The sequence below is a fragment of the Bradyrhizobium sp. HKCCYLS20291 genome, from assembly GCF_051167715.1.
Taxonomy (GTDB): Bacteria; Pseudomonadota; Alphaproteobacteria; order Rhizobiales; family Xanthobacteraceae; genus Bradyrhizobium.
This window is the reverse complement of the sequence record NZ_JBNPTO010000004.1, coordinates 63,509-81,173: the sequence shown is the minus strand read 5'-3', so window position 1 is coordinate 81,173 and position 17,665 is coordinate 63,509. Positions and strand designations below refer to the sequence as shown.

15 protein-coding genes are annotated in these 17,665 nt (G+C 66.0%); 11 read left to right on the top strand and 4 right to left on the bottom strand.

Translation table 11 applies throughout. The features are described from left to right. Window positions 1–21 precede the first annotated feature (21 nt). Complete coding sequence (htpG, locus tag ACQR07_RS11190) at window positions 22–1,893, top strand: molecular chaperone HtpG (RefSeq protein WP_434902666.1); 1,872 nt, start codon at window positions 22–24, stop codon at window positions 1,891–1,893. Window positions 1,894–1,921: 28 nt separating this feature from the next. Here htpG and ACQR07_RS11185 read toward each other — a convergent pair whose 3' ends face one another. Further along, window positions 1,922–2,917, bottom strand: a complete 996-nt coding sequence (locus ACQR07_RS11185) for a tripartite tricarboxylate transporter substrate binding protein (RefSeq protein WP_434902362.1) — start codon at window positions 2,915–2,917, stop codon at window positions 1,922–1,924. A gap of 176 nt (window positions 2,918–3,093) precedes the next feature. Between ACQR07_RS11185 and ACQR07_RS11180 the strand changes: the two genes are divergently transcribed. From ACQR07_RS11180 to ACQR07_RS11160, 5 genes are all read left to right on the top strand, one after another. Next, window positions 3,094–4,896: a long-chain-acyl-CoA synthetase gene (locus ACQR07_RS11180; protein WP_434902361.1), complete on the top strand. Its 1,803-nt coding sequence runs from the start codon at window positions 3,094–3,096 to the stop codon at window positions 4,894–4,896. A 126-nt stretch (window positions 4,897–5,022) separates the two neighbouring features. Continuing rightward, window positions 5,023–5,268 (top strand): phosphopantetheine-binding protein, encoded by a 246-nt coding sequence (locus tag ACQR07_RS11175; RefSeq protein ID WP_434902360.1) that lies wholly within the window; start codon window positions 5,023–5,025, stop codon window positions 5,266–5,268. Next, a complete protein-coding gene (locus ACQR07_RS11170) occupies window positions 5,255–6,643 on the top strand; it encodes a class I adenylate-forming enzyme family protein (protein ID WP_434902359.1) in 1,389 nt (462 codons plus the stop codon). Before ACQR07_RS11175 ends, ACQR07_RS11170 begins: the two co-directional genes overlap by 14 nt. After that, on the top strand, window positions 6,636–7,367 hold the full coding sequence (locus ACQR07_RS11165; protein WP_434902358.1) for an SDR family NAD(P)-dependent oxidoreductase: 732 nt from the start codon (window positions 6,636–6,638) through the stop codon (window positions 7,365–7,367). The genes ACQR07_RS11170 and ACQR07_RS11165 overlap by 8 nt, the downstream gene beginning before the upstream one ends. A gap of 107 nt (window positions 7,368–7,474) precedes the next feature. Beyond that, window positions 7,475–9,769: a heavy metal translocating P-type ATPase gene (locus tag ACQR07_RS11160; RefSeq protein WP_434902357.1), complete on the top strand. Its 2,295-nt coding sequence runs from the start codon at window positions 7,475–7,477 to the stop codon at window positions 9,767–9,769. A 1-nt stretch (window position 9,770) separates the two neighbouring features. On the opposite strand, the gene ACQR07_RS11155 is transcribed toward ACQR07_RS11160, so the two are convergent. Next, window positions 9,771–10,160: a hypothetical protein gene (locus ACQR07_RS11155; RefSeq protein ID WP_434902356.1), complete on the bottom strand. Its 390-nt coding sequence runs from the start codon at window positions 10,158–10,160 to the stop codon at window positions 9,771–9,773. A 149-nt stretch (window positions 10,161–10,309) separates the two neighbouring features. Between ACQR07_RS11155 and ACQR07_RS11150 the strand changes: the two genes are divergently transcribed. Then, window positions 10,310–11,026 carry an MgtC/SapB family protein gene (locus ACQR07_RS11150; protein ID WP_434902665.1) on the top strand — a complete coding sequence of 239 codons (717 nt, stop codon included), beginning with the start codon at window positions 10,310–10,312 and terminating at the stop codon, window positions 11,024–11,026. 287 nt (window positions 11,027–11,313) lie between these two features. Then, on the top strand, window positions 11,314–12,462 hold the full coding sequence (locus ACQR07_RS11145; protein WP_434902355.1) for a DUF3095 domain-containing protein: 1,149 nt from the start codon (window positions 11,314–11,316) through the stop codon (window positions 12,460–12,462). A gap of 7 nt (window positions 12,463–12,469) precedes the next feature. Here ACQR07_RS11145 and ACQR07_RS11140 read toward each other — a convergent pair whose 3' ends face one another. Both ACQR07_RS11140 and ACQR07_RS11135 read right to left on the bottom strand, forming a co-directional pair. Beyond that, the gene (locus ACQR07_RS11140) at window positions 12,470–12,904 is read right to left on the bottom strand and encodes a DUF2147 domain-containing protein (RefSeq protein WP_434902354.1); all 435 of its coding nucleotides are present in this window, start codon (window positions 12,902–12,904) and stop codon (window positions 12,470–12,472) included. Window positions 12,905–14,211: 1,307 nt separating this feature from the next. Further along, on the bottom strand, window positions 14,212–14,745 hold the full coding sequence (locus ACQR07_RS11135) for a GNAT family N-acetyltransferase (protein WP_434902353.1): 534 nt from the start codon (window positions 14,743–14,745) through the stop codon (window positions 14,212–14,214). Between the two features lie 105 nt (window positions 14,746–14,850). Here ACQR07_RS11135 and ACQR07_RS11130 point away from each other — a divergent pair, with 105 nt between their 5' ends. From ACQR07_RS11130 to ACQR07_RS11120, 3 genes are all read left to right on the top strand, one after another. Next, a complete protein-coding gene (locus ACQR07_RS11130) occupies window positions 14,851–15,450 on the top strand; it encodes a superoxide dismutase (protein ID WP_434902352.1) in 600 nt (199 codons plus the stop codon). Between the two features lie 171 nt (window positions 15,451–15,621). Then, a complete protein-coding gene (crcB, locus tag ACQR07_RS11125; RefSeq protein ID WP_434902351.1) occupies window positions 15,622–16,008 on the top strand; it encodes a fluoride efflux transporter CrcB in 387 nt (128 codons plus the stop codon). Between the two features lie 152 nt (window positions 16,009–16,160). Then, complete coding sequence (locus ACQR07_RS11120; protein ID WP_434902350.1) at window positions 16,161–17,216, top strand: IS110 family transposase; 1,056 nt, start codon at window positions 16,161–16,163, stop codon at window positions 17,214–17,216. Window positions 17,217–17,665 lie beyond the last annotated feature (449 nt).

Below are 17,665 nucleotides of genomic sequence, written 5' to 3'. Positions count from 1 at the left end.
AGCATGGGCCAACGCACGACGATGACCGACACCGCGACCGTTAGCCATTCCTTCCAGGCCGAAGTCTCCGAGCTGCTGCATCTAATGGTGCACTCGGTCTACTCCGAGACCGACATCTTTTTACGCGAATTGATTTCCAACGCCTCCGACGCTTGCGACAAGCTGCGTTACGAAGCGATCGCCAAGCCCGAGCTGCTTGGGGAGGGCGAGCCGCCGCAGATCCGCATCATTCCTGACAAGACGGCGAACACTTTGACGATCGCCGACAGCGGCATCGGCATGGACCGCCAGGAGCTGATCGACCATCTCGGCACCATCGCCCGCTCCGGCACCAAGGCGTTCGTGCAGAAGCTCGCCGAGGCCAAGGACGGCACCGGCCTGATCGGCCAGTTCGGCGTCGGCTTCTATTCGGCCTTCATGGTGGCCGACCGCATCACCGTGATCAGCCGCCGCGCCGGCGGCAGCGAGGTCTGGACCTGGACTTCGTCGGGCGGCGCCGGCTTCGAGGTCGCGCCGGCATCCGAGGACGATGCCAAGCGGGTGACGCGCGGCACCGAGATCGTGCTGCACCTCAAGGACGACGCCAAGAAATATCTCGAGACCTTCGAGATCGAGCGCATCGTCACCGCCTATTCCGACAACATCCAGTTCCCGATCATGCTGGTTCAGGCCGAGGGCGAGCCGCGCCAGATCAATTCGGCGAGCGCGCTGTGGCAGCGCTCCAAGTCGGAGCTGACGCCTGAGGACTACGCCAAGGCCTACAAGTCGATCGCCAACGCGTTCGACGAGCCGGCGATGACGCTGCACTATCGCGCCGAGGGGCGCTATTCCTACGCCGTGCTGCTGTTCGCGCCCGCGACCAAGCCGTTCGACCTGTTCGAGCCGGCGCGCAAGGGCAAGGTCAAGCTTTATGTCCGCCGCGTCTTCATCACCGATGATGCCGACCTGATGCCGGCGTACCTGCGCTTCATCCGCGGCGTGATCGACAGCGAGGACCTGCCGCTCAATCTGTCGCGCGAGATGCTGCAGAACAATCCGCAGCTGGCGCAGATCCGCAAAGCCGTGACGACGCGGGTGATCAGCGAGCTGGAGCAGCTTGCGGAAAAGGACGCCGAGAACTTCGACAAGATCTGGGACTCGTTCGGCGCTGTCATCAAGGAAGGCTTGTACGAGGATTTCGAACGCCGCGACAAGCTGCTGGCGCTGGCGCGGTTCACCACGACGACGGGCGAGAAGCGCTCGCTGAAGCAGTATGTCGAGGGGCTCAAGGAGAACCAGACCGAGATCTACTTCCTGGTCGGCGACAGCATCGAGCGGCTGAAGTCCAATCCGCGGCTCGAGGCGGCCAAGGCGCGCGGCGTCGAGGTGCTCTTGCTGACCGATCCGGTCGATGCGTTCTGGACCTCGGCGCGGCTGGAGTTCGACGGCAAGCCGCTGAAGTCGCTCAGCCAGGGCGACATCAATTTCGATCCGATCCCCGTCACGGAGAAGGAGGCCGAGGACGACGCCAAGCCGGCGGCCGATGAGGCCAACACCATCGCGCTGATCAAGGCGAGCCTCGGCGACCACGTCACCGACGTGAAGGTCTCGACCCGGCTGACCACCAGCGCCTCGTGCCTCGTGGCCGGCAGCCATGGGCCGGACCGTGAGCTGGAGCGGATCCTGTCGCAGCAGGCGCGCGGCACCCGCACCAAGCCGATCCTGGAGATCAATTTGCGCCATCCGCTGGTGGTCGCCGTCGCCAAGGCGGCGGCCGACAAGGCCAAGGTCGACGATCTGTCGTTCCTGCTGCTCGAGCAGGCGCAGATCCTCGACGGCGAACTGCCGGAGGATCCGGCCGCATTCGCGGCGCGGCTCAACCGCCTGGTGCTGCAGGGCGTGGCGGCTGGCTGATGAGATGGAGCGGGGCGGTCGCCCCAGCCTATCGGGTGGGGCCCGCCTGGACCGCGACCAGCTTGCGCCAGCGCATCACCTCGGCGCGATACGTCGCGGCATAGACCTGGCTGTCGCCGGTGATCGGCGTGGCGCCGGCCTCGGCGAATTCCTTGGCGATCGCCGGATCGGCCAGCGCGGCATTGATCTCGCGGTTGAGCAGATCGACAACGGCCTGCGGCGTCCCGCGCGGCGCGGCGACGCCGTAGAAGCCGGAGGTCTCGAAGCCCGGCAGCAGTTCGGCGACCGGCGGCAGTTGTGGAAAGGTGTCCACGCGCTCGCGCGTCGATACCGCCAGCGCCCGGATCTTGCCGCTGCGCAGCAGGTCCATCGCGGAGGCGATGTTGTCGAACATCGCGTGGATGTGCCCGGAGGCGAGATCGGTCAGCGCCGGGCCCGAGCCGCGATAGGCGAGCACGGACCAGCTGATGCCGCCGAGCGTCCGGAACAGCTCGGCGGACAGCTGTTGAACGGTGCCGGGACCGGCCGAGCCGACGCTGAGCTTGCCTGGGTTGGCCCTGGCATAGGCCAGGAATTCGGTCAGCGTCTTGACGGGCAGCTCCTTGTTGACCAGGAGCAGCAGCGGCGTCCGCGCCATGCCGGCAACCGGAACGAGATCGCTGCCATCAGCGTCGGTCGCGGCTCCGGCAGAGGCGTTGATGACGTTGGCGGTCGAGGTCGCCAGGAGCGTATAGCCGTCCGGCGCAGCATGTCCGACGCTGCGGGTCGCGACGGCGCCGCCGGCGCCCGGCCGGTGATCGAGCACGAAGGACTGGCCGAGCCTGCGGGTCAGCCGGTCGCAGATCAGCAGCGACAGGCGCCCGGTAGCACCGCCCGGTGCGAACGGGATGACCCAGGTGACGGGCCGCGCCGGATAGGGCGCCTCGCCCGCGGCGGCCGCTGCAGCCGGATGGATCGCGGCAATGCCGCTCCAGGCGGCGCATTGCAGCAGCGCACGTCGTGTGATCGTCGTGTCCTTGGTCATGCCGGCCTTTACATGGGCATGTTCTGGGATGCGCAGCCTAGCCGGTATTTGCGATTACTTCGTAAAGGTTCACATTCGCATCAATCAGGAACGACTTCACGCAGGTTAACCGTGCCGGTTAACGCCCCCTCAGGCCGCCCCGCCTATAACGACGCGAACTTGAAGGGGTGGAAGGCATGACCTCCGAGCGCGCGGGCCGATCTGCACAGCCCGTCATAGGCGGCCCGCGGCCGTCGGCAGCGAAGATCTGGCTGAAGGCGATCGAGCTGACCGCGCGCATCGAAGCGGAGCCGACGCGGCTGTTTGCCGATCTGGTCGACGGATGGGCCGCGCAGCAGCCGGACCACCCCGCGCTGATCTCGGACCGCGAGACGCTCAGCTATTCCGCCCTGTCCGCGCGCATCAACCAATATGCCCGCTGGGCCCTCGGCAATGGCATTCGGCCCGGCGACACGGTTGCCTTGATGCTGCCGAGCCGGCCCGACTATCTGGCGGCGTGGCTCGGCATCAGCCGGATCGGCGGCGTCGTCGCGCTGATCAATACCAATCTGGTGGGATCGTCGCTCGCGCATTGTGTCAACGTCGCCAGCCCGGCCCATGTCATCCTCTCCAACGAGTTTCGAGCGTCCTATGACGGCGCCGCGCCGCTCATCTCGCACACGCCGCGGGTCTGGGACCATGGCGGTGATCTCGCCGCCGCGCTGGCGGAGATGGCAACCCACGCTCTTGGCACGGCGCAACGGCCCAACGTCACGATCAACGATCGCGCGTTGCTGATCTACACCTCCGGCACCACGGGCCTGCCGAAGGCCGCCAGCATCAGCCATCGCCGCATCCTCAACTGGGGCGGTTGGTTTGCGGGACTCACGGGCGCAAGTGCCGTCGATCGCCTGTACGATTGCCTGCCGGTGTATCATTCCGTCGGCGGCATCGTCGCGCCCTGCAGCATGCTGCGGGCCGGTGGTGCGGCGGTGCTGGCGGAGAAGTTTTCTGCGCGTCAGTTCTGGCGCGACGTCGTGAGCAACGACTGCACGCTCGTGCAGTATATCGGCGAGCTCTGCCGCTATCTGTTGGCGGCGCCGCCAACGGAGCTCGATCGCGCCCATCGGCTACGGCTCGCTTGCGGCAACGGTCTGCGCGGCGATGTCTGGGAGGCGTTCCAGGCGCGCTTTGCGATTCCGCAGATGCTGGAATTCTACGCCGCGACCGAAGGCAATTTCTCGCTCTACAACGTCGAGGCCAAGGTGGGATCGATCGGCCGCGTGCCGTCGCTGCTCGCGCATCGGTTTCCGGCTGCGATCATCCGGCTCGATGACGAGCAGCGCGCGCCGCTGCGCGGTCCCGATGGACTTTGCGTGTCATGCGCGCGTGGTGAGGTCGGCGAGGCCGTGGGCCGTATCGGCAAGGCCGACGACGGCGGCGGCCGCTTCGAAGGCTACACGGACACCGCGGAGACCGAGAAGAAGATCCTGCGCGATGTTTTCGCCGAGGGAGACGCCTGGTTTCGCACCGGCGACCTGATGCGCCAGGACGAGCAGGGCTTCTTCTACTTCGTCGATCGTGTTGGCGATACGTTCCGCTGGAAGGGCGAAAACGTCGCGACCAGCGAAGTGAACGAAGCCATCCTGCAATGTCCCGGTATCACGGAAGCGTCCACCTACGGCGTCGTCATCCCCGGCACCGATGGACGTGCCGGCATGGCGGCGCTGGTGGTCGATGATGATTTCGATCTGGCCAGGCTCTCGACCGAGCTCGCGCGCCGGCTACCTGCCTATTCGCAGCCGGTGGCGCTGCGCCTCACCGCCTCGCTCGATGCGACCGAGACCTTCAAGCAGAAGAAGCAGCAATTGATGCTCGAAGGCTTTGATCCAGCGGTCGTCGCGGACCCGCTCTACATCCGTGATGGTGCGACCGGTGCCTACCGGACGCTCGATCCTGACCTGTACGCGCGCATCACGACGGGAGAGGTTCGTTTGTAGATGATTTTAATCATAGGCTGTGAGGTGCATTTACCAACGGGCGCGAAAGATACCACGAAGCTCCCGGTTCCTTCACCATCTCTCCCTAGGCTCTGCCGCATCGTTTGAACAGTGACGGATTTCGCCATGTCGGTACGGTTGAGGATTGTTGCAGCGATCAAGCAGATTGCGGACGAGCAGAAAGTCAAGTTGCCGGCGCTGACCGATGATCTGACGCTGCACGAGACCGGGTTCGATTCACTCGCTTTCGCCATCCTGGTCGCCCGTCTCGAGGACGACCTCGGCGTCGATCCGTTCACGCTGTCGGAGGAGGTTACGTTCCCCAACACGATCGGCGACTTCATCATGGCCTACGAGAATGTCCCAGCGTGAGATCTTCGCGCTACGCGATCATCTCGGCACGGCGCTGACCGAGCGGACGATCTCGGATCCGCGCCATGTGGTGTCGCTGGCCGAGCTGTCGCGCGGAAGCTGTCTCGGCGGCCGCAGCGGAGGGCTCGATGGCCGCTCGACCCTGCTCGCAACGTCCGGCCAGCTGCTGGCAGGACTCGCGCTGATCGAGATCGATGGCATCGCCCGCCGCATGCTGTTGTGCCCGCCCGACCTGAACGACGAGCATCTCGGCAGCATCATCACCGATGCCGGCATCGACGCCGTCGTCACCGATGAGCCGGAGCGCTTCGCAGGTTGCGGCGTGGATCTCGTCGTCCCGGTCGGCCTGCCGCAGGCCACGGCTCAAGTCGCGCAAACGGTCCGTGCGACCGAATGGCTGATGCTGACCTCCGGAACCTCGGGCGTGCCGAAGATCGTGGGCCATACGCTGGAGGGCCTGTGCGGTGCCATCGTCGGCGATCGCCCGGTGCCTGGCGAGGCGTCGCCGGTGTGGGCGACGTTCTACGACATCCGCCGCTATGGCGGACTGCAGATCTTCCTGCGCGCGATCGTCGGCGGCGGCTCGATGGTGCTGTCCGATCCCGGCGAGGTGCTTGCGGATCACGTCTCTCGCCTCAACGCGCGCGGTGTCTCGCACATCTCCGGCACACCGTCACATTGGCGCAAGCTGCTGATGAGCGGATCTGCCGAACAATTTGCGCCGCGTTACGTGCGGTTGTCCGGAGAGATCGCCGATCAGGCCGTGCTCGACGGGCTGAAGCAGACGTTCCCGAATGCATCGATCGGCCACGCCTATGCGTCGACCGAGGCGGGCGTCGGCTTTGCGGTCAATGATGGACTGGAAGGTTTTCCCGCGGCCTTGCTCGGCGAAGGTCGCGGCGCCGTCGACATGAAGGTCGTCGACGGCTCGTTGCGCATCCGCTCCAAACGCGCGGCGCATGCCTATGTCGGGCGCGCCGCGGCTGCATTGACCGACGCCGACGGCTATGTCGACACCGGCGACATGGTCGAGCTGCGCGGTGACCGCTACTACTTCGTCGGCCGGCGCAACGGCATCATCAATGTCGGCGGCCTGAAGGTGCATCCTGAAGAGATCGAAGCCGTGATCAATGGCCACCCCAAGGTGCGGATGTCGCGCGCCAAGTCGCGCCGCAGCCCGATCACCGGCGGGATCGTCGTCGCCGAGGTGGTGCTGACGGCGGACAGCGATCCGGCGCGCGTCGATGCCGTTCGTCAAGAGATCCTCAGTGAGTGTCGCGCCCGTCTTGCGGCCCACAAGGTGCCTGCGATGATCCGTTTCGTTCCGGCGCTCGACGTCACCCCGGCCGGCAAATTGGCGCGCACCGATGCGTAACGTCCTCGTCACGGGCGGTAGCCGCGGCATCGGGTTGTCAATCGCGCGCCGACTCGCGGCAGCGGGCTTCGATGTCATCGCGGTCGCGCGGCGCGAAAGCGAGGAGCTGCGCGCGGCCATCGCCGAGTTCAGCGCAAGCAGTGCCGGGATTCATTTCCGCGCCTGCGATCTCAGCGCCGTGGAGGCCATTCCCGCGTTCGTGAAATCGGTGCGCGACGAGTTCGGCCCGCTCTATGGCCTCGTCAACAACGCGGGAATCGGCACCGAGGGCCTGCTCGCGACCATGCACAATTCGGAGATCGAGGGGCTGGTGCGGCTCAACATGCTGGCGCCGATGATCCTCACCAAATACGTCGTGCGCCACATGATGGCCGCAGGCGAGGGCCGCATCGTCAATATCTCCTCGATCATCGCCAGCACCGGCTATAACGGCCTCTCGGTGTACGGGGCGACAAAGGCGGCCGCCAACGGCTTCACGCGCTCGCTGGCGCGCGAGGTCGGCAAGGTCGGCATCACCGTGAATGCGATCGCGCCGGGCTTCATCGCCACCGAGCTGACGCAGAGCATGGACGAGGAGCAGCAGCGGCGCATCGCGGGGCGCAGCGCCTTGCGCCGGTTGCCGGAGACCTCCGATGTCGCGGCCATGGTCGAGTATCTCCTCGGCGACGGCGGCCGCAACGTCACCGGCACGGTGCTGACGGTGGACGCCGGCAACACCGCCTGAGGCGATTGCGTCCGGCTCGCGGCTCCGGTGGACGCGCCGTTGATTTCGCTCAAGCGTCGGGCTTTGCTGAGCGGCGATAGTGCCGCGGCAATCCGGAACCGTTCTCCATGTTCGAGCGCATCCTGCGGTGGACCCTCGTAGCAATCGCGGTCGCGGGCCTCGCCGCCGGCGGCCTTGCGCATGTGGTCGGCCGCGGCGATATCGCCGGGATTGCCTTCACGGCCTCGACCGTCCCGGTGATCGCCGGCCTGATCATCTCGATCGTTCGGGACGTGCTCGCCGGCCGCATCGGCGTCGATGCCATCGCGCTGGTGTCGATGAGCGCTGCGATCGTACTGGGCGAGCCGCTCGCCGGCGCGGTGGTCGCACTGATGTATTCCGGCGGCAACGTGCTCGAGGACATCGCCGTAGCCCGTGCCGAGCATGATCTGCGCGCGCTGGTCGATCGTGCGCCGCGCCAGGCGCATCGGCGCCGTGGTGACGAGATCGAGAACGTCCCCGTCGACAGTGTCACTGTCGGTGATCGCCTGATGGTCCGTGCCGGCGAGATCGTTCCGGTCGACGGCGTGGTGGAGACGACCATGGCCGTGGTCGACGAATCCGCGCTGACGGGCGAGCCGATCCCGGTCACCAAGACGCGCGGCATGGCGATCCTGTCGGGCTCGCTGAATGCCGGCGAGACCTTCGAGCTGTCGGTCACGGCGACGGCGGGCGAGAGCACCTATGCTGGCATCGTCAAGCTGGTGACGGCGGCGCAGACTGCGAAGGCGCCGTTCGTGCGGCTGGCTGACCGCTATGCGCTGATCTTCCTCCCGGTGAGCCTTGCCATTGCGGCGGCCGCGTATCTTGCGTCGGGGGATTTGATCCGGGCTCTTGCGGTGATGGTCGCCGCCACGCCGTGTCCGCTGATCCTCGCCGCGCCCGTGGCCTTCATTGCCGGCGTGGCGCAGGCGGCGCGCAGCGGCATCCTGGTCAAGGGCGGCGGCAAGCTCGAGGCGCTGGCGCGGGCGCACACCGTGCTGTTCGACAAGACCGGCACGCTGACCGTCGGCGGCGCGCGGCTGCTGTCGGTCGAAGCGGCCCCGGGTGAAGAGGCCGACGATGTCCTCCAGCTCGGCGCTTCGCTGGAGCAGGCGTCCCACCACGTCGTCGCGCATGCGATCGTGCAGGCCGGTCGCGACCGCGGACTGAAGCTCAAGGTGCCCCAGGCGGTGCGCGAAACGATGGGCTCGGGCCTCGAAGGAATGATCGATGGTCGCCGCGTCATTGCCGGCTCGCGCGATCTCGTGCTCGGCAATCGTACGCCGCCGCCATGGGCGGCGCGGGCGATCCGCCGCGCCTCCTGGCGCTCGGCGCTGATCGTCTTCATTGTGCGGGATGACCGCCTCGTCGGAGCTCTGCTGCTTGCCGACGAATTGCGCGCCGACACGCCGCGGGCGATCCGCTGGCTGCGCGAGGCCGGAATCGCGCGGATGGTGATGGTGACCGGCGATCGTGCCGCGGCGGCGCAGGCGATCGGCGCGGCGCTCGACCTCGATGCCGTGCTGGCCGACCGCGTTCCGTCCGACAAGGTCGACGCCGTGAAGAGCGAGCAGCGGCTGCATCCGACCATCATGGTCGGGGACGGCATCAACGATGCCCCGGCGCTCGCCTCGGCCGATGTCGGCATCGCGCTCGGCGCCCGCGGCGCCAGCGCGTCGTCGGAGGCGGCCGACGTCGTGATCCTGGCGGACCGGCTCGATCGCGTCGGCGAGGCGATCGTAATCGCCCAGCGCGCGCGGCGCATCGCGTTGGAGAGCATCATCGCCGGCATGGCGCTGTCCCTTGTCGCGATGGGGGCGGCGGCCTTTGGGCTGCTGCAGCCGGTGCCGGCGGCGCTGGTGCAGGAAGCGATCGACGTCGCCGTCATCCTCAACGCGCTCAGGGCGCTGCTGCCGGCCAGAAGGGGCGGCGCCGGACGCATCACAGCCGAGGACGGTCTCGGCCTCCGGCACGATCACCAGGCGCTGCTGCGCGGGCTGGACCGGCTGCGCGCCATCGTCGATGCGCTCGACGAGGCCGCGCCCGAGCAGGCGGTGGATCTGATCGCGCAAGCCAACGCCGTGGTTCAGGACCAGGTCGTCGCGCATGAGCGCGATGACGAAGGCTCGGTCTACCCGCGGCTGGCGCGGTTGCTGCAGGATGCGCACGGCCTGTCGGCGATGAGCCGGGCGCATCGCGAGATCCTGCATCTGGCGCGGCTGCTTGGGCGCCTGGTCGAGGACCTGCCGTCGGAGCATGTCGACCGCTATCTGATCCGCGACGCCCAGCGGGTGATCGAGGCGATCGAGACGCTGGTCCGCATGCACACCGCCCAGGAGGACGACATCTACGAGGCCGTCGCGGCGCGCTCGGCCGCGTAGCTCAGCCCGTATGCTTGGGCAGGTCGATCCGCTCGTGCGCAAATTCGGCGGGGCCTTCGACCAGGCGGCGGATGCGCCGCTCGCGCTCGTCCGCCGGCAGGCCCGGATCGAGCATCTGATCGATCTGCCGGATCGCCGTCTGTTCGATCGCCAGCGGATCCCGCCGCGTTGGCTGCGGCATCCCGGTGGGCCTGGAGGCATGCAGGCCGATCATCAGCAACTGGCTGATGGCATCCGAGCGCGTGATCTGATGCATTTCGGCCCACGCATCGACGTCGGCGGTGAGCTGTTGCGACAGCTTCACCGCGCTCACCGCATCATGTCCCAGCCGGACGGCGGGACTGTGATCCCTTCGCGTGTCGGGCACTGGCGTCATCTGCCTGTTGATCATGTCAGCCTAGGATACGCTGGAGGGAGTGGGATTTGATTTCGATCAAGGACGGACTAAGAAAGCGGCACCGTCGCGGCGGCCCGGCCGTGCTTCTGCACGGCTGTCGCCCGATGGCCTTTCGAGCGTGACACAAAGACATCTGGTTGCCCATGCGTTTCCTGCACACCTTTCAGATCTATGATTTCGCCGACACGCTGGTCAGCCTGTTTGCCGCCTTCGTGCTGGGCACGCTGATCGGCGCCGAGCGGCAATATCGCCAGCGCAGTGCCGGGCTGCGGACCAACGTGCTCGTCGCGGTCGGCGCCGCCGCCTTCGTCGACATCGGCAACCGTCTGACCGGCGCCGAGGGCGCGGTGCGGATCATCGCCTATGTCGTGTCGGGCATCGGCTTCCTCGGCGCCGGCACGATCATGAAGGAAGGCATGAATGTGCGTGGCCTCAACACGGCGGCCACGCTGTGGGCCTCGGCCGCGGTCGGCGCCTGCGCCGGTGCAGACCTCATCGCCCAGTCGGTGGCGCTGACCCTGTTCGTGCTCGCCGGCAATACGCTGCTGCGGCCGCTGGTCAACGCCATCGACCGCATCCCGCTCAACGCCCGCACCTCGGAGGCGAACTACAAGATCGTGCTGACCACCGACGCGCTGCATGCGGCCGAACTGCGCGAGGCGCTCGACGAGCGGCTGGAGGTCGCCAAATATCCGGTCCGGGAGACCGATGTCGTCTATCGTTCCGAGGACATCGTGGAAATCGCCGCGACGCTGGTGCCGCTTGCGGTGGAGACCGCCGAGCTCGACCGCGTCGTTGCGGAGCTGGCGAAGCTGTCCGGCGTACGTCATGCGACCTGGAACGTCAGCGCGCTGGAGTAGGGGAGACGGGACGCTGCCAGGAAGCCGCAACGAGGGCTGCCGTTGAAGGCCCTGATGGCGCCATGGCTCGACATCCCCCTGCACTGCTCCCCGACCATGAGAGCAATGTTCCATGTCCCCCGTGAACCATGGCTGAACGCAGCAGGCCGGTCGTCGACGGCGCCGGGCCGGATCGACGCCAGCTGGTATCGTCATGCGGATCGCGGGGCGGCTGGTCGTCTGAACCCGCTTGACAGCCATCTCCGTAACTCCTCTTTGAGAGCGCAATCTGGATGGATGACCTCGCAATGGCGAACACCAGCGCTGCCGACTACTACGCCTCGATCCCGGTGTTTCGCAGCTTCGCGCGGCTCATGGATCCGGCGCTGTACGCGCCGCTGCCCGGCGATTGGATGATCGGGGTCGCCGATATCGTCGACTCGACCAAGGCGATCGCCGACAAGCGCTACAAGGCGGTCAACATGGCCGGGGCGGCCATCATTGCCGCGGTGACGAATGCGCTCGAAGGGCGCGAATTTCCGTTCGTGTTCGGCGGCGATGGCGCGAGCTTCGCGGTCGGACCCGGCGATGCCGATGCTGCGCGTGACGCGCTGGCGGCCACGGCCAGCTGGGTGGAGGACGACCTCGGCCTGGCGATGCGCATTGCGCTGGTGCCGGTCAGCGCCATCCGCGCCCAGGGACTCGATGTCCGCGTGGCGCGCTATGGCCCGTCGGCCAACCTGTCCTACGCGATGTTTGCCGGTGGCGGATTGGGCTGGGCCGAGGCGGCGATGAAGCGCGGCGAGTTTGCGATCCCGAAGGCTCCGCCCGGCGCGCAGCCGGACCTGTCCGGCCTGTCGTGCCGGTTCGAGGAGATGCCGTCGGCGCGCGGTCTCATCCTCTCGGTGCTGGTGCTGCCGGCGGCGGGCGGCGACGCGCATGCGTTCCGCAGGACGATCGAGGACATCATCGCGCTGACCGAGCGCAGTCCCGAGGCCGGCCGTCCGGTGCCGGCGGGCGGGCCGGCGTTGACCTGGCCGCCGCAAGGTCTGGGCTACGAGGTGCGCGCGGGGCGCGGACCGACATTCTCGCGCTGGGTCCGCGTGCTCGGGCGCACGCTGTTCGTCTACACCGTCATGCGCTTCGGCATCAGCATCGGCGGCTTCGTGCCCGACCTCTACAAGCAGCAGGTCGTCGAGAATTCCGACTTCCGCAAATACGACGATGCCCTGCGCATGATCCTCGACTGCACCGAGCAGCTCGCCCAGGAACTGGAGCGGCGCCTCAGCGCGGCTGCGGCAAGCGGCATCGTCCGCTACGGGCTGCATCGCCAAAGCGCGGCGATGATGACCTGCTTCACGCCGTCGGCGATCCGCCCCGACCACGTGCACTTCATCGATGGTGCGCAGGGCGGCTACGCGTCGGCTGCGACCGCGTTGAAGACCGCGGCCGCCTGACGATCGATCAGCGCGCGCGCGTCCAGGTCTCGCCGCCGCACAGCGCACCGACGCAACCTTCGACCTTCAGCGTATCCGGGCCGGCGACGGAGATGTGGCTGTTGTAGCTCTGGCCGTCATCGGCATTGTAGATCTTGCCGGACCATTTGTTCGGGCCGTCGGGGTGAACGCCCTCGAACAGTTGCAGTCCGATGATCGGGCGGTTGGCCAGCGCGCGATTGGGGTTCTTGCTGTCGGCCGCCGGCTTGCCGGTGTCGGTATCCATCGGCTCCTTCAGCCACACGACGGTGCCGCACAGATTGGCGCCGCACTTGGCGACCTTGATCCTGGCATCGCCGGCCTGGGTGAGCCAGGTGCCCGACGGATCGTCCGCCGCCATGGCCGGCTGCGCGATCACGAGGGCCGCAAATGCGAGACCAGCCAGACGTAAATTCCAAATCATCTTCACCCCCGTTTGAAACCGCGCTTCCATAACAGCAAACGGTGACGTTGCAATCAGGAGAGGTGAAGTTGTCCAGAGTGTCATCATCACGATCGGGTGCATCAGCTGGCGACTGTCTCAAATCCTTGCTCCATTGTCTCATGGCGGCGCCCGGATCGATCCTCCGCCGTCGCAACGGCGGAGGATCGGGCAACTGCATCAACACACTCCGCTGTCATCCCGGCGAACGCCGGGATCCATATCCACAGCGAGTGGTTTGAGGCACGCTGGTCATTGGCATTTCGCCCATCATGCCTGCTGCGGCGTATGGGTTCCGGATCGGCGCTGCGCCGCGCTACGCGCGTCACGGCTTGTCCGGGACGACGCGTGGAAAGAGACTGCTTCACATCTCAAACAGCATGGACGTAGTGAAACGGTCTCGCGGCGTATCACGCCCGAGGTCTGCGATCAGTTTGTCCCTCACAGAGAGTGCAAGGGCGCAGGGAATGCCGGGTGAAGGCCTCACCCATGGCCCGCCTGCAGAAAAAATGCAGGCGGCAGGTACCACAGGTAAAGCCGGTCATCCGGCATTCCCTGCGCGACAGTCTCACGCTTATACGCAGTCTCCCTGGTGCGCCGGGCTTGTTGGCCACCATCCCCAGCGCAATGCGCTAGCATTGCGCCGAGTTGATACCAGCGTCGGGGTATCAGGACGCTGCGACTTCACGTCCGCAAGCGATCGTTCGTCCGCACCCTCGCTTGAAGAGGATGCTGCGATCTCCCGCGGCCATCGCCTCCCCGCCTCGCGTGTCGTGACGATCGCGCGCAACGCCCCTCGCAGTGAGGCGGGATGCGGAGAGGAAATCATGATTTCGGAAAATATGCAAGAGAATTGTTTTTTTCGGAAGATCAAGCTGGCTGCCAACCTGGGAGAGATTAAGCGAGCAAGAGAGAAGCGAGATGGCGCGGCAGAGACGCTGTGCTCCCTCTCCCCGTTCTTCACGGGGAGAGGGGTGGGGTGAGGGGCACACACGGGTGGTGTGAATAATCAGAGCTGCAGTTTTGTGACTTCGACGGATGCAATCCACGCGGCAGTTTGAGATCTCTCCACATGCACTACCCGTGCGGCTGCCCCTCACCCCGCCCCTCTCCCCGTGAAGAACGGGGAGAGGGAGTGCAGCGGTCGTGCCGCGCTGGTGGGGGCCCATCGCCGCGTTTGCGGACTATTTGCTTTCACTCTCTATTCTGTCTGTGTGTCTCTCTCTCTCTCGCGCGCGCGCGCGTGCTGCGCGCTTATCCGAGGTGACACGTGAGAGTCTGCCCGTCCCTCACCACGGCAATCCACAAAGGTCGATGGTGCCGCGGGTGGGGGCGGTGCGCTTGACGTCGTGGACCAGGGTGGACAGCGTGTCGAAGCGGATGCGGCCCTGGTTGGGCTGCTCGGCGTAGACCTCGCCGTCGAATGGAATGAAGCCGCGGGCGGTGTAGAAGGGGATGCGGTCGGGCGCGCAGAACAGAAGGGCGTAGTTGATGGAGTCCTCGTGCCGCAGCGTCTGGATCGCGGCGTTGAGGCCCACGGTGGCGAGGCCGCGATTGCGCATATCGGCGCGCGTCAAGACGCCGCCGATGCCGGCGACGTTGACGTTCTGCCCGTTCCATTTCACCAGCCGGCGATAGATCCCGACATGGCACAGCACATCGCCGGCCTCGTCCAGCACCAGCACCCGCAGGTCGGCATGCGCAAACGTGATACCGGCCCAGGGTAACGTGGCGACGACCTCCGGCGGCCAGATCGCATCATAGAGCGGCTTGGCCTGCGGCCAGGAGGCGTCGCCATTCAGGACCTCGATTTCGATGCTCATCAAAACGGCTCGCTTTTTCCAGAATCACAGTGTTTAGGAGTTCGGAACCTTCTATAAGGAGGTCCCGTTAAATCCCGTCTTCCCACAAGTTGCGGAACCGCCCCCATGACCTTTACGCTGCCCCCCCTGCCTTACGCCTATGAAGCCCTCGGCCCCTACATGTCCAAGGAGACGCTCGAGTACCACCACGACAAGCATCACCAGGCCTATGTGACCAACGGCAACAATGCGATCAAGGGGACTGAATTCGAAGGCAAGTCCCTCGAGGAGATCGTCAAGGGCTCGTTCGGTAAGAACCCCGCCGTCTTCAACAATGCCGGCCAGCACTTCAATCACATCCATTTCTGGTCGTGGATGAAGCCGAATGGTGGCGGCTCCAAGCTGCCGGGCGCGCTGGAGAAGAAGATCAACGAGGACCTCGGTGGCTTCGAGAAGTTCAAGACCGACTTCGCCGCCGCCGGTGTCGGCCAGTTCGGTTCGGGCTGGTGCTGGCTGTCGGTCAAGAACGGCAAGCTGGAGATCTCCAAGACCGCGAACGGCGAGAACCCGCTGGTGCACGGCGCGACCCCGATCCTCGGCTGCGACGTCTGGGAGCACTCCTACTACATCGACTATCGCAACCGCCGTCCCGACTATCTCAAGGCGTTCGTCGAGAACCTGATCAACTGGGAATATGTCGAAGAGCTCTACAGCAAGGCTGTCTGATCTCTCGTGATCGACGGAGGAGGGCGGTGAGCGCTAAGCTCGCCGCCCTTTTTCGTGACTGGACAATGAGCGGGCGGTCCTTGCCAGCGAAGCGGCATTTCGGCAAGAATTTTGCTCGCGATGGTCAAGGGGCAGGGCGTTCGTTCTCCCACCGATGCAAGGTCAGGGTCCGTGAATCAGCTGTTCGGCTATCTTCTCGTCTTCGTCGGCGGCGGCTGCGGCGCCTCGCTTCGCCATGCGATCAACATGGCCAGCGCCCGTGCGCTCGGCACCGACTTTCCCTGGGGCACCTTCATCATCAACATCACCGGCTCGACCGTGATGGGCCTGATCGCCGGCTACCTCGCCTTCAAGGGCGGCGCCACCCAGCACTGGCGGCTGTTCCTGATGACCGGCATCCTCGGCGGCTACACGACGTTCTCCGCGTTCTCGCTCGACACCGCGCTGCTCTACGAGCGCGGCGCGCTGGGGCTGGCGGCGGTCTACGTGCTGGGCTCGGTGGGCATCTCGATCGCCGGCCTGTTCGCGGGTCTGGCCCTGGTGCGGGTCTTGAGCTGAGGGCCAGCAAGCGATGGCCCAAATGCCTGCCGCGATGCCGGTGCGCCCCCTTGTGTGCGCCAGATCTGCCAGAATGCGCAAACGGGCGGTTCTCGCAAAACCGCCCGTCGCTGGAGCTGAGCCCGTAGCGCCCCTAAAGCGAAAGAGCCTGTATGAGAGCTTGGGACAGCGCCGGTGATCTTCCTCAACCCGAACAGTTGCAAGGGCTTCGAGCCCATACAAGGCAAGGAAGGGAGTGGATGATGACACAAATCGTAAACGGTGTCGCTGGCATCGATGTCGCCAAGGACAAGGTCGACGGCTGCATTCGCAAGCTCGGCTTACGGCAGACGTTCCCGAGCAGTTCGCACGGGCACCGCCAACTCGTGGCCTTGCTTCGCAAGCACAAGGTGACAAAGGCCGTCATGGAGGCCAGCGGCGGCTATGAGCGCGAATGGGCCAAGGCGCTGCGCGAGGCCGGGATAGAGGTGCGGATCGTTGATCCCAAACGGGTTCGTAGCTTCGCCTTGTCGGCGGGACGACTGGCGAAGAACGACACGATCGACGCAGAGATGATTGCCTGGTTCGCCGAGACGTTCGACGAGGCACCGAGCCAGACCTACGATGCTGCACGCGAGGAACTGGCGGGGCTGGTGAAGGCGCGCAAGAACCTGATGGATCTGAAAACTCGTTTACAGAACCAGACCGAGCATGTTGTGCCGGGATTGGCGCAGAAGGCCCATTCCCAGGTGTTGAAGACGCTCGCGGCCCAGATTGCGAAGCTCGAGGCTGCCATCTCCGCCAAGGTCAAGGCGACACCGGAATTTGCCGAGCGCGCCGAGATCATCGAAAGTGTGCCGGGGCTCGCGGGCACGACCTCCGCGCTCCTCATTGCAGGAGCGCCAGAGCTCGGCAAGGTGAGTGACAGGATCGCCGCTGCCCTGATCGGCGTTGCCCCTTATGATGACGACAGCGGCAAGCGCCGCGGCGAGCGTCACATCAAGGGCGGACGACGTTGGGTGAGAAACGGCCTGTTCCTTCCCTGCCTCGGCGCGGCGACGCAGCACAATCCGGTGCTCAGCGTCTACTATGAGCGCCTCATCGCCAAGGGCAAGGAGCCGAAAGTTGCGCTCATTGCCTGCATGCGCAAGCTGATCATCATCCTCAACACGATGATCGCTCGCGGTGAGAGGTGGAATCCCAAGCCGCTACGGACTGCGGTGAGCTGATCGAGCGCTCTACCGCGCTCGGTCCGCGACCGAGCGCATGCCAAGCCCACAGGACGGCGAGCGGACGGGGTCAAGGCCTTCAGCCGCCGAAGGCGGGGGCGCGTCTCGCGCCAGCCTTGAGGCCGGCCGATCGCCGGCCTACCTCAAAGCACAGTTGCTCTCCCCGTTCTTCACGGGGAGAGGGTCGGGGTGAGGGGCAGCCACGCGGGCGGTGTTGGGAGCAAGAGCTGCAACCGTCAAACTGATTTCATCCGCTGCTGCAAGTGACCTCTCCCCCCGAAGCGAGGTCCTTCATGATGAAGTTCGTGAAGGCCTCTCACTGACACCACCCGTGCCGCTGCCCCTCACCCCAGCCCTCTCCCCGTGAAGAACGGGGCGAGGGAGCGCACCGTTGTCGCGGCTCGACCTCGCCTCCTCGTCAGGCGGGTGGCTCGGACCGTCCAAGCAGG

Bases quoted from the DNA above. Each gene is read 5' to 3' on its own strand.
- ACQR07_RS11175 (WP_434902360.1), top strand. From the start codon at position 5,023: ATGTCGGTACGGTTGAGGATTGTTGCAGCGATCAAGCAGATTGCGGAC.
- ACQR07_RS11120 (WP_434902350.1), top strand. From the start codon at position 16,161: ATGAGAGCTTGGGACAGCGCCGGTGATCTTCCTCAACCCGAACAGTTG.
- htpG (WP_434902666.1), top strand. From the start codon at position 22: ATGACCGACACCGCGACCGTTAGCCATTCCTTCCAGGCCGAAGTCTCC.
- ACQR07_RS11145 (WP_434902355.1), top strand. From the start codon at position 11,314: ATGGCGAACACCAGCGCTGCCGACTACTACGCCTCGATCCCGGTGTTT.
- ACQR07_RS11185 (WP_434902362.1), bottom strand. From the start codon at position 2,917: ATGACCAAGGACACGACGATCACACGACGTGCGCTGCTGCAATGCGCC.
- ACQR07_RS11140 (WP_434902354.1), bottom strand. From the start codon at position 12,904: ATGATTTGGAATTTACGTCTGGCTGGTCTCGCATTTGCGGCCCTCGTG.
- ACQR07_RS11170 (WP_434902359.1), top strand. From the start codon at position 5,255: ATGTCCCAGCGTGAGATCTTCGCGCTACGCGATCATCTCGGCACGGCG.
- ACQR07_RS11130 (WP_434902352.1), top strand. From the start codon at position 14,851: ATGACCTTTACGCTGCCCCCCCTGCCTTACGCCTATGAAGCCCTCGGC.
- ACQR07_RS11155 (WP_434902356.1), bottom strand. From the start codon at position 10,160: ATGATCAACAGGCAGATGACGCCAGTGCCCGACACGCGAAGGGATCAC.
- ACQR07_RS11150 (WP_434902665.1), top strand. From the start codon at position 10,310: ATGCGTTTCCTGCACACCTTTCAGATCTATGATTTCGCCGACACGCTG.
- ACQR07_RS11180 (WP_434902361.1), top strand. From the start codon at position 3,094: ATGACCTCCGAGCGCGCGGGCCGATCTGCACAGCCCGTCATAGGCGGC.
- ACQR07_RS11135 (WP_434902353.1), bottom strand. From the start codon at position 14,745: ATGAGCATCGAAATCGAGGTCCTGAATGGCGACGCCTCCTGGCCGCAG.
- ACQR07_RS11160 (WP_434902357.1), top strand. From the start codon at position 7,475: ATGTTCGAGCGCATCCTGCGGTGGACCCTCGTAGCAATCGCGGTCGCG.
- ACQR07_RS11165 (WP_434902358.1), top strand. From the start codon at position 6,636: ATGCGTAACGTCCTCGTCACGGGCGGTAGCCGCGGCATCGGGTTGTCA.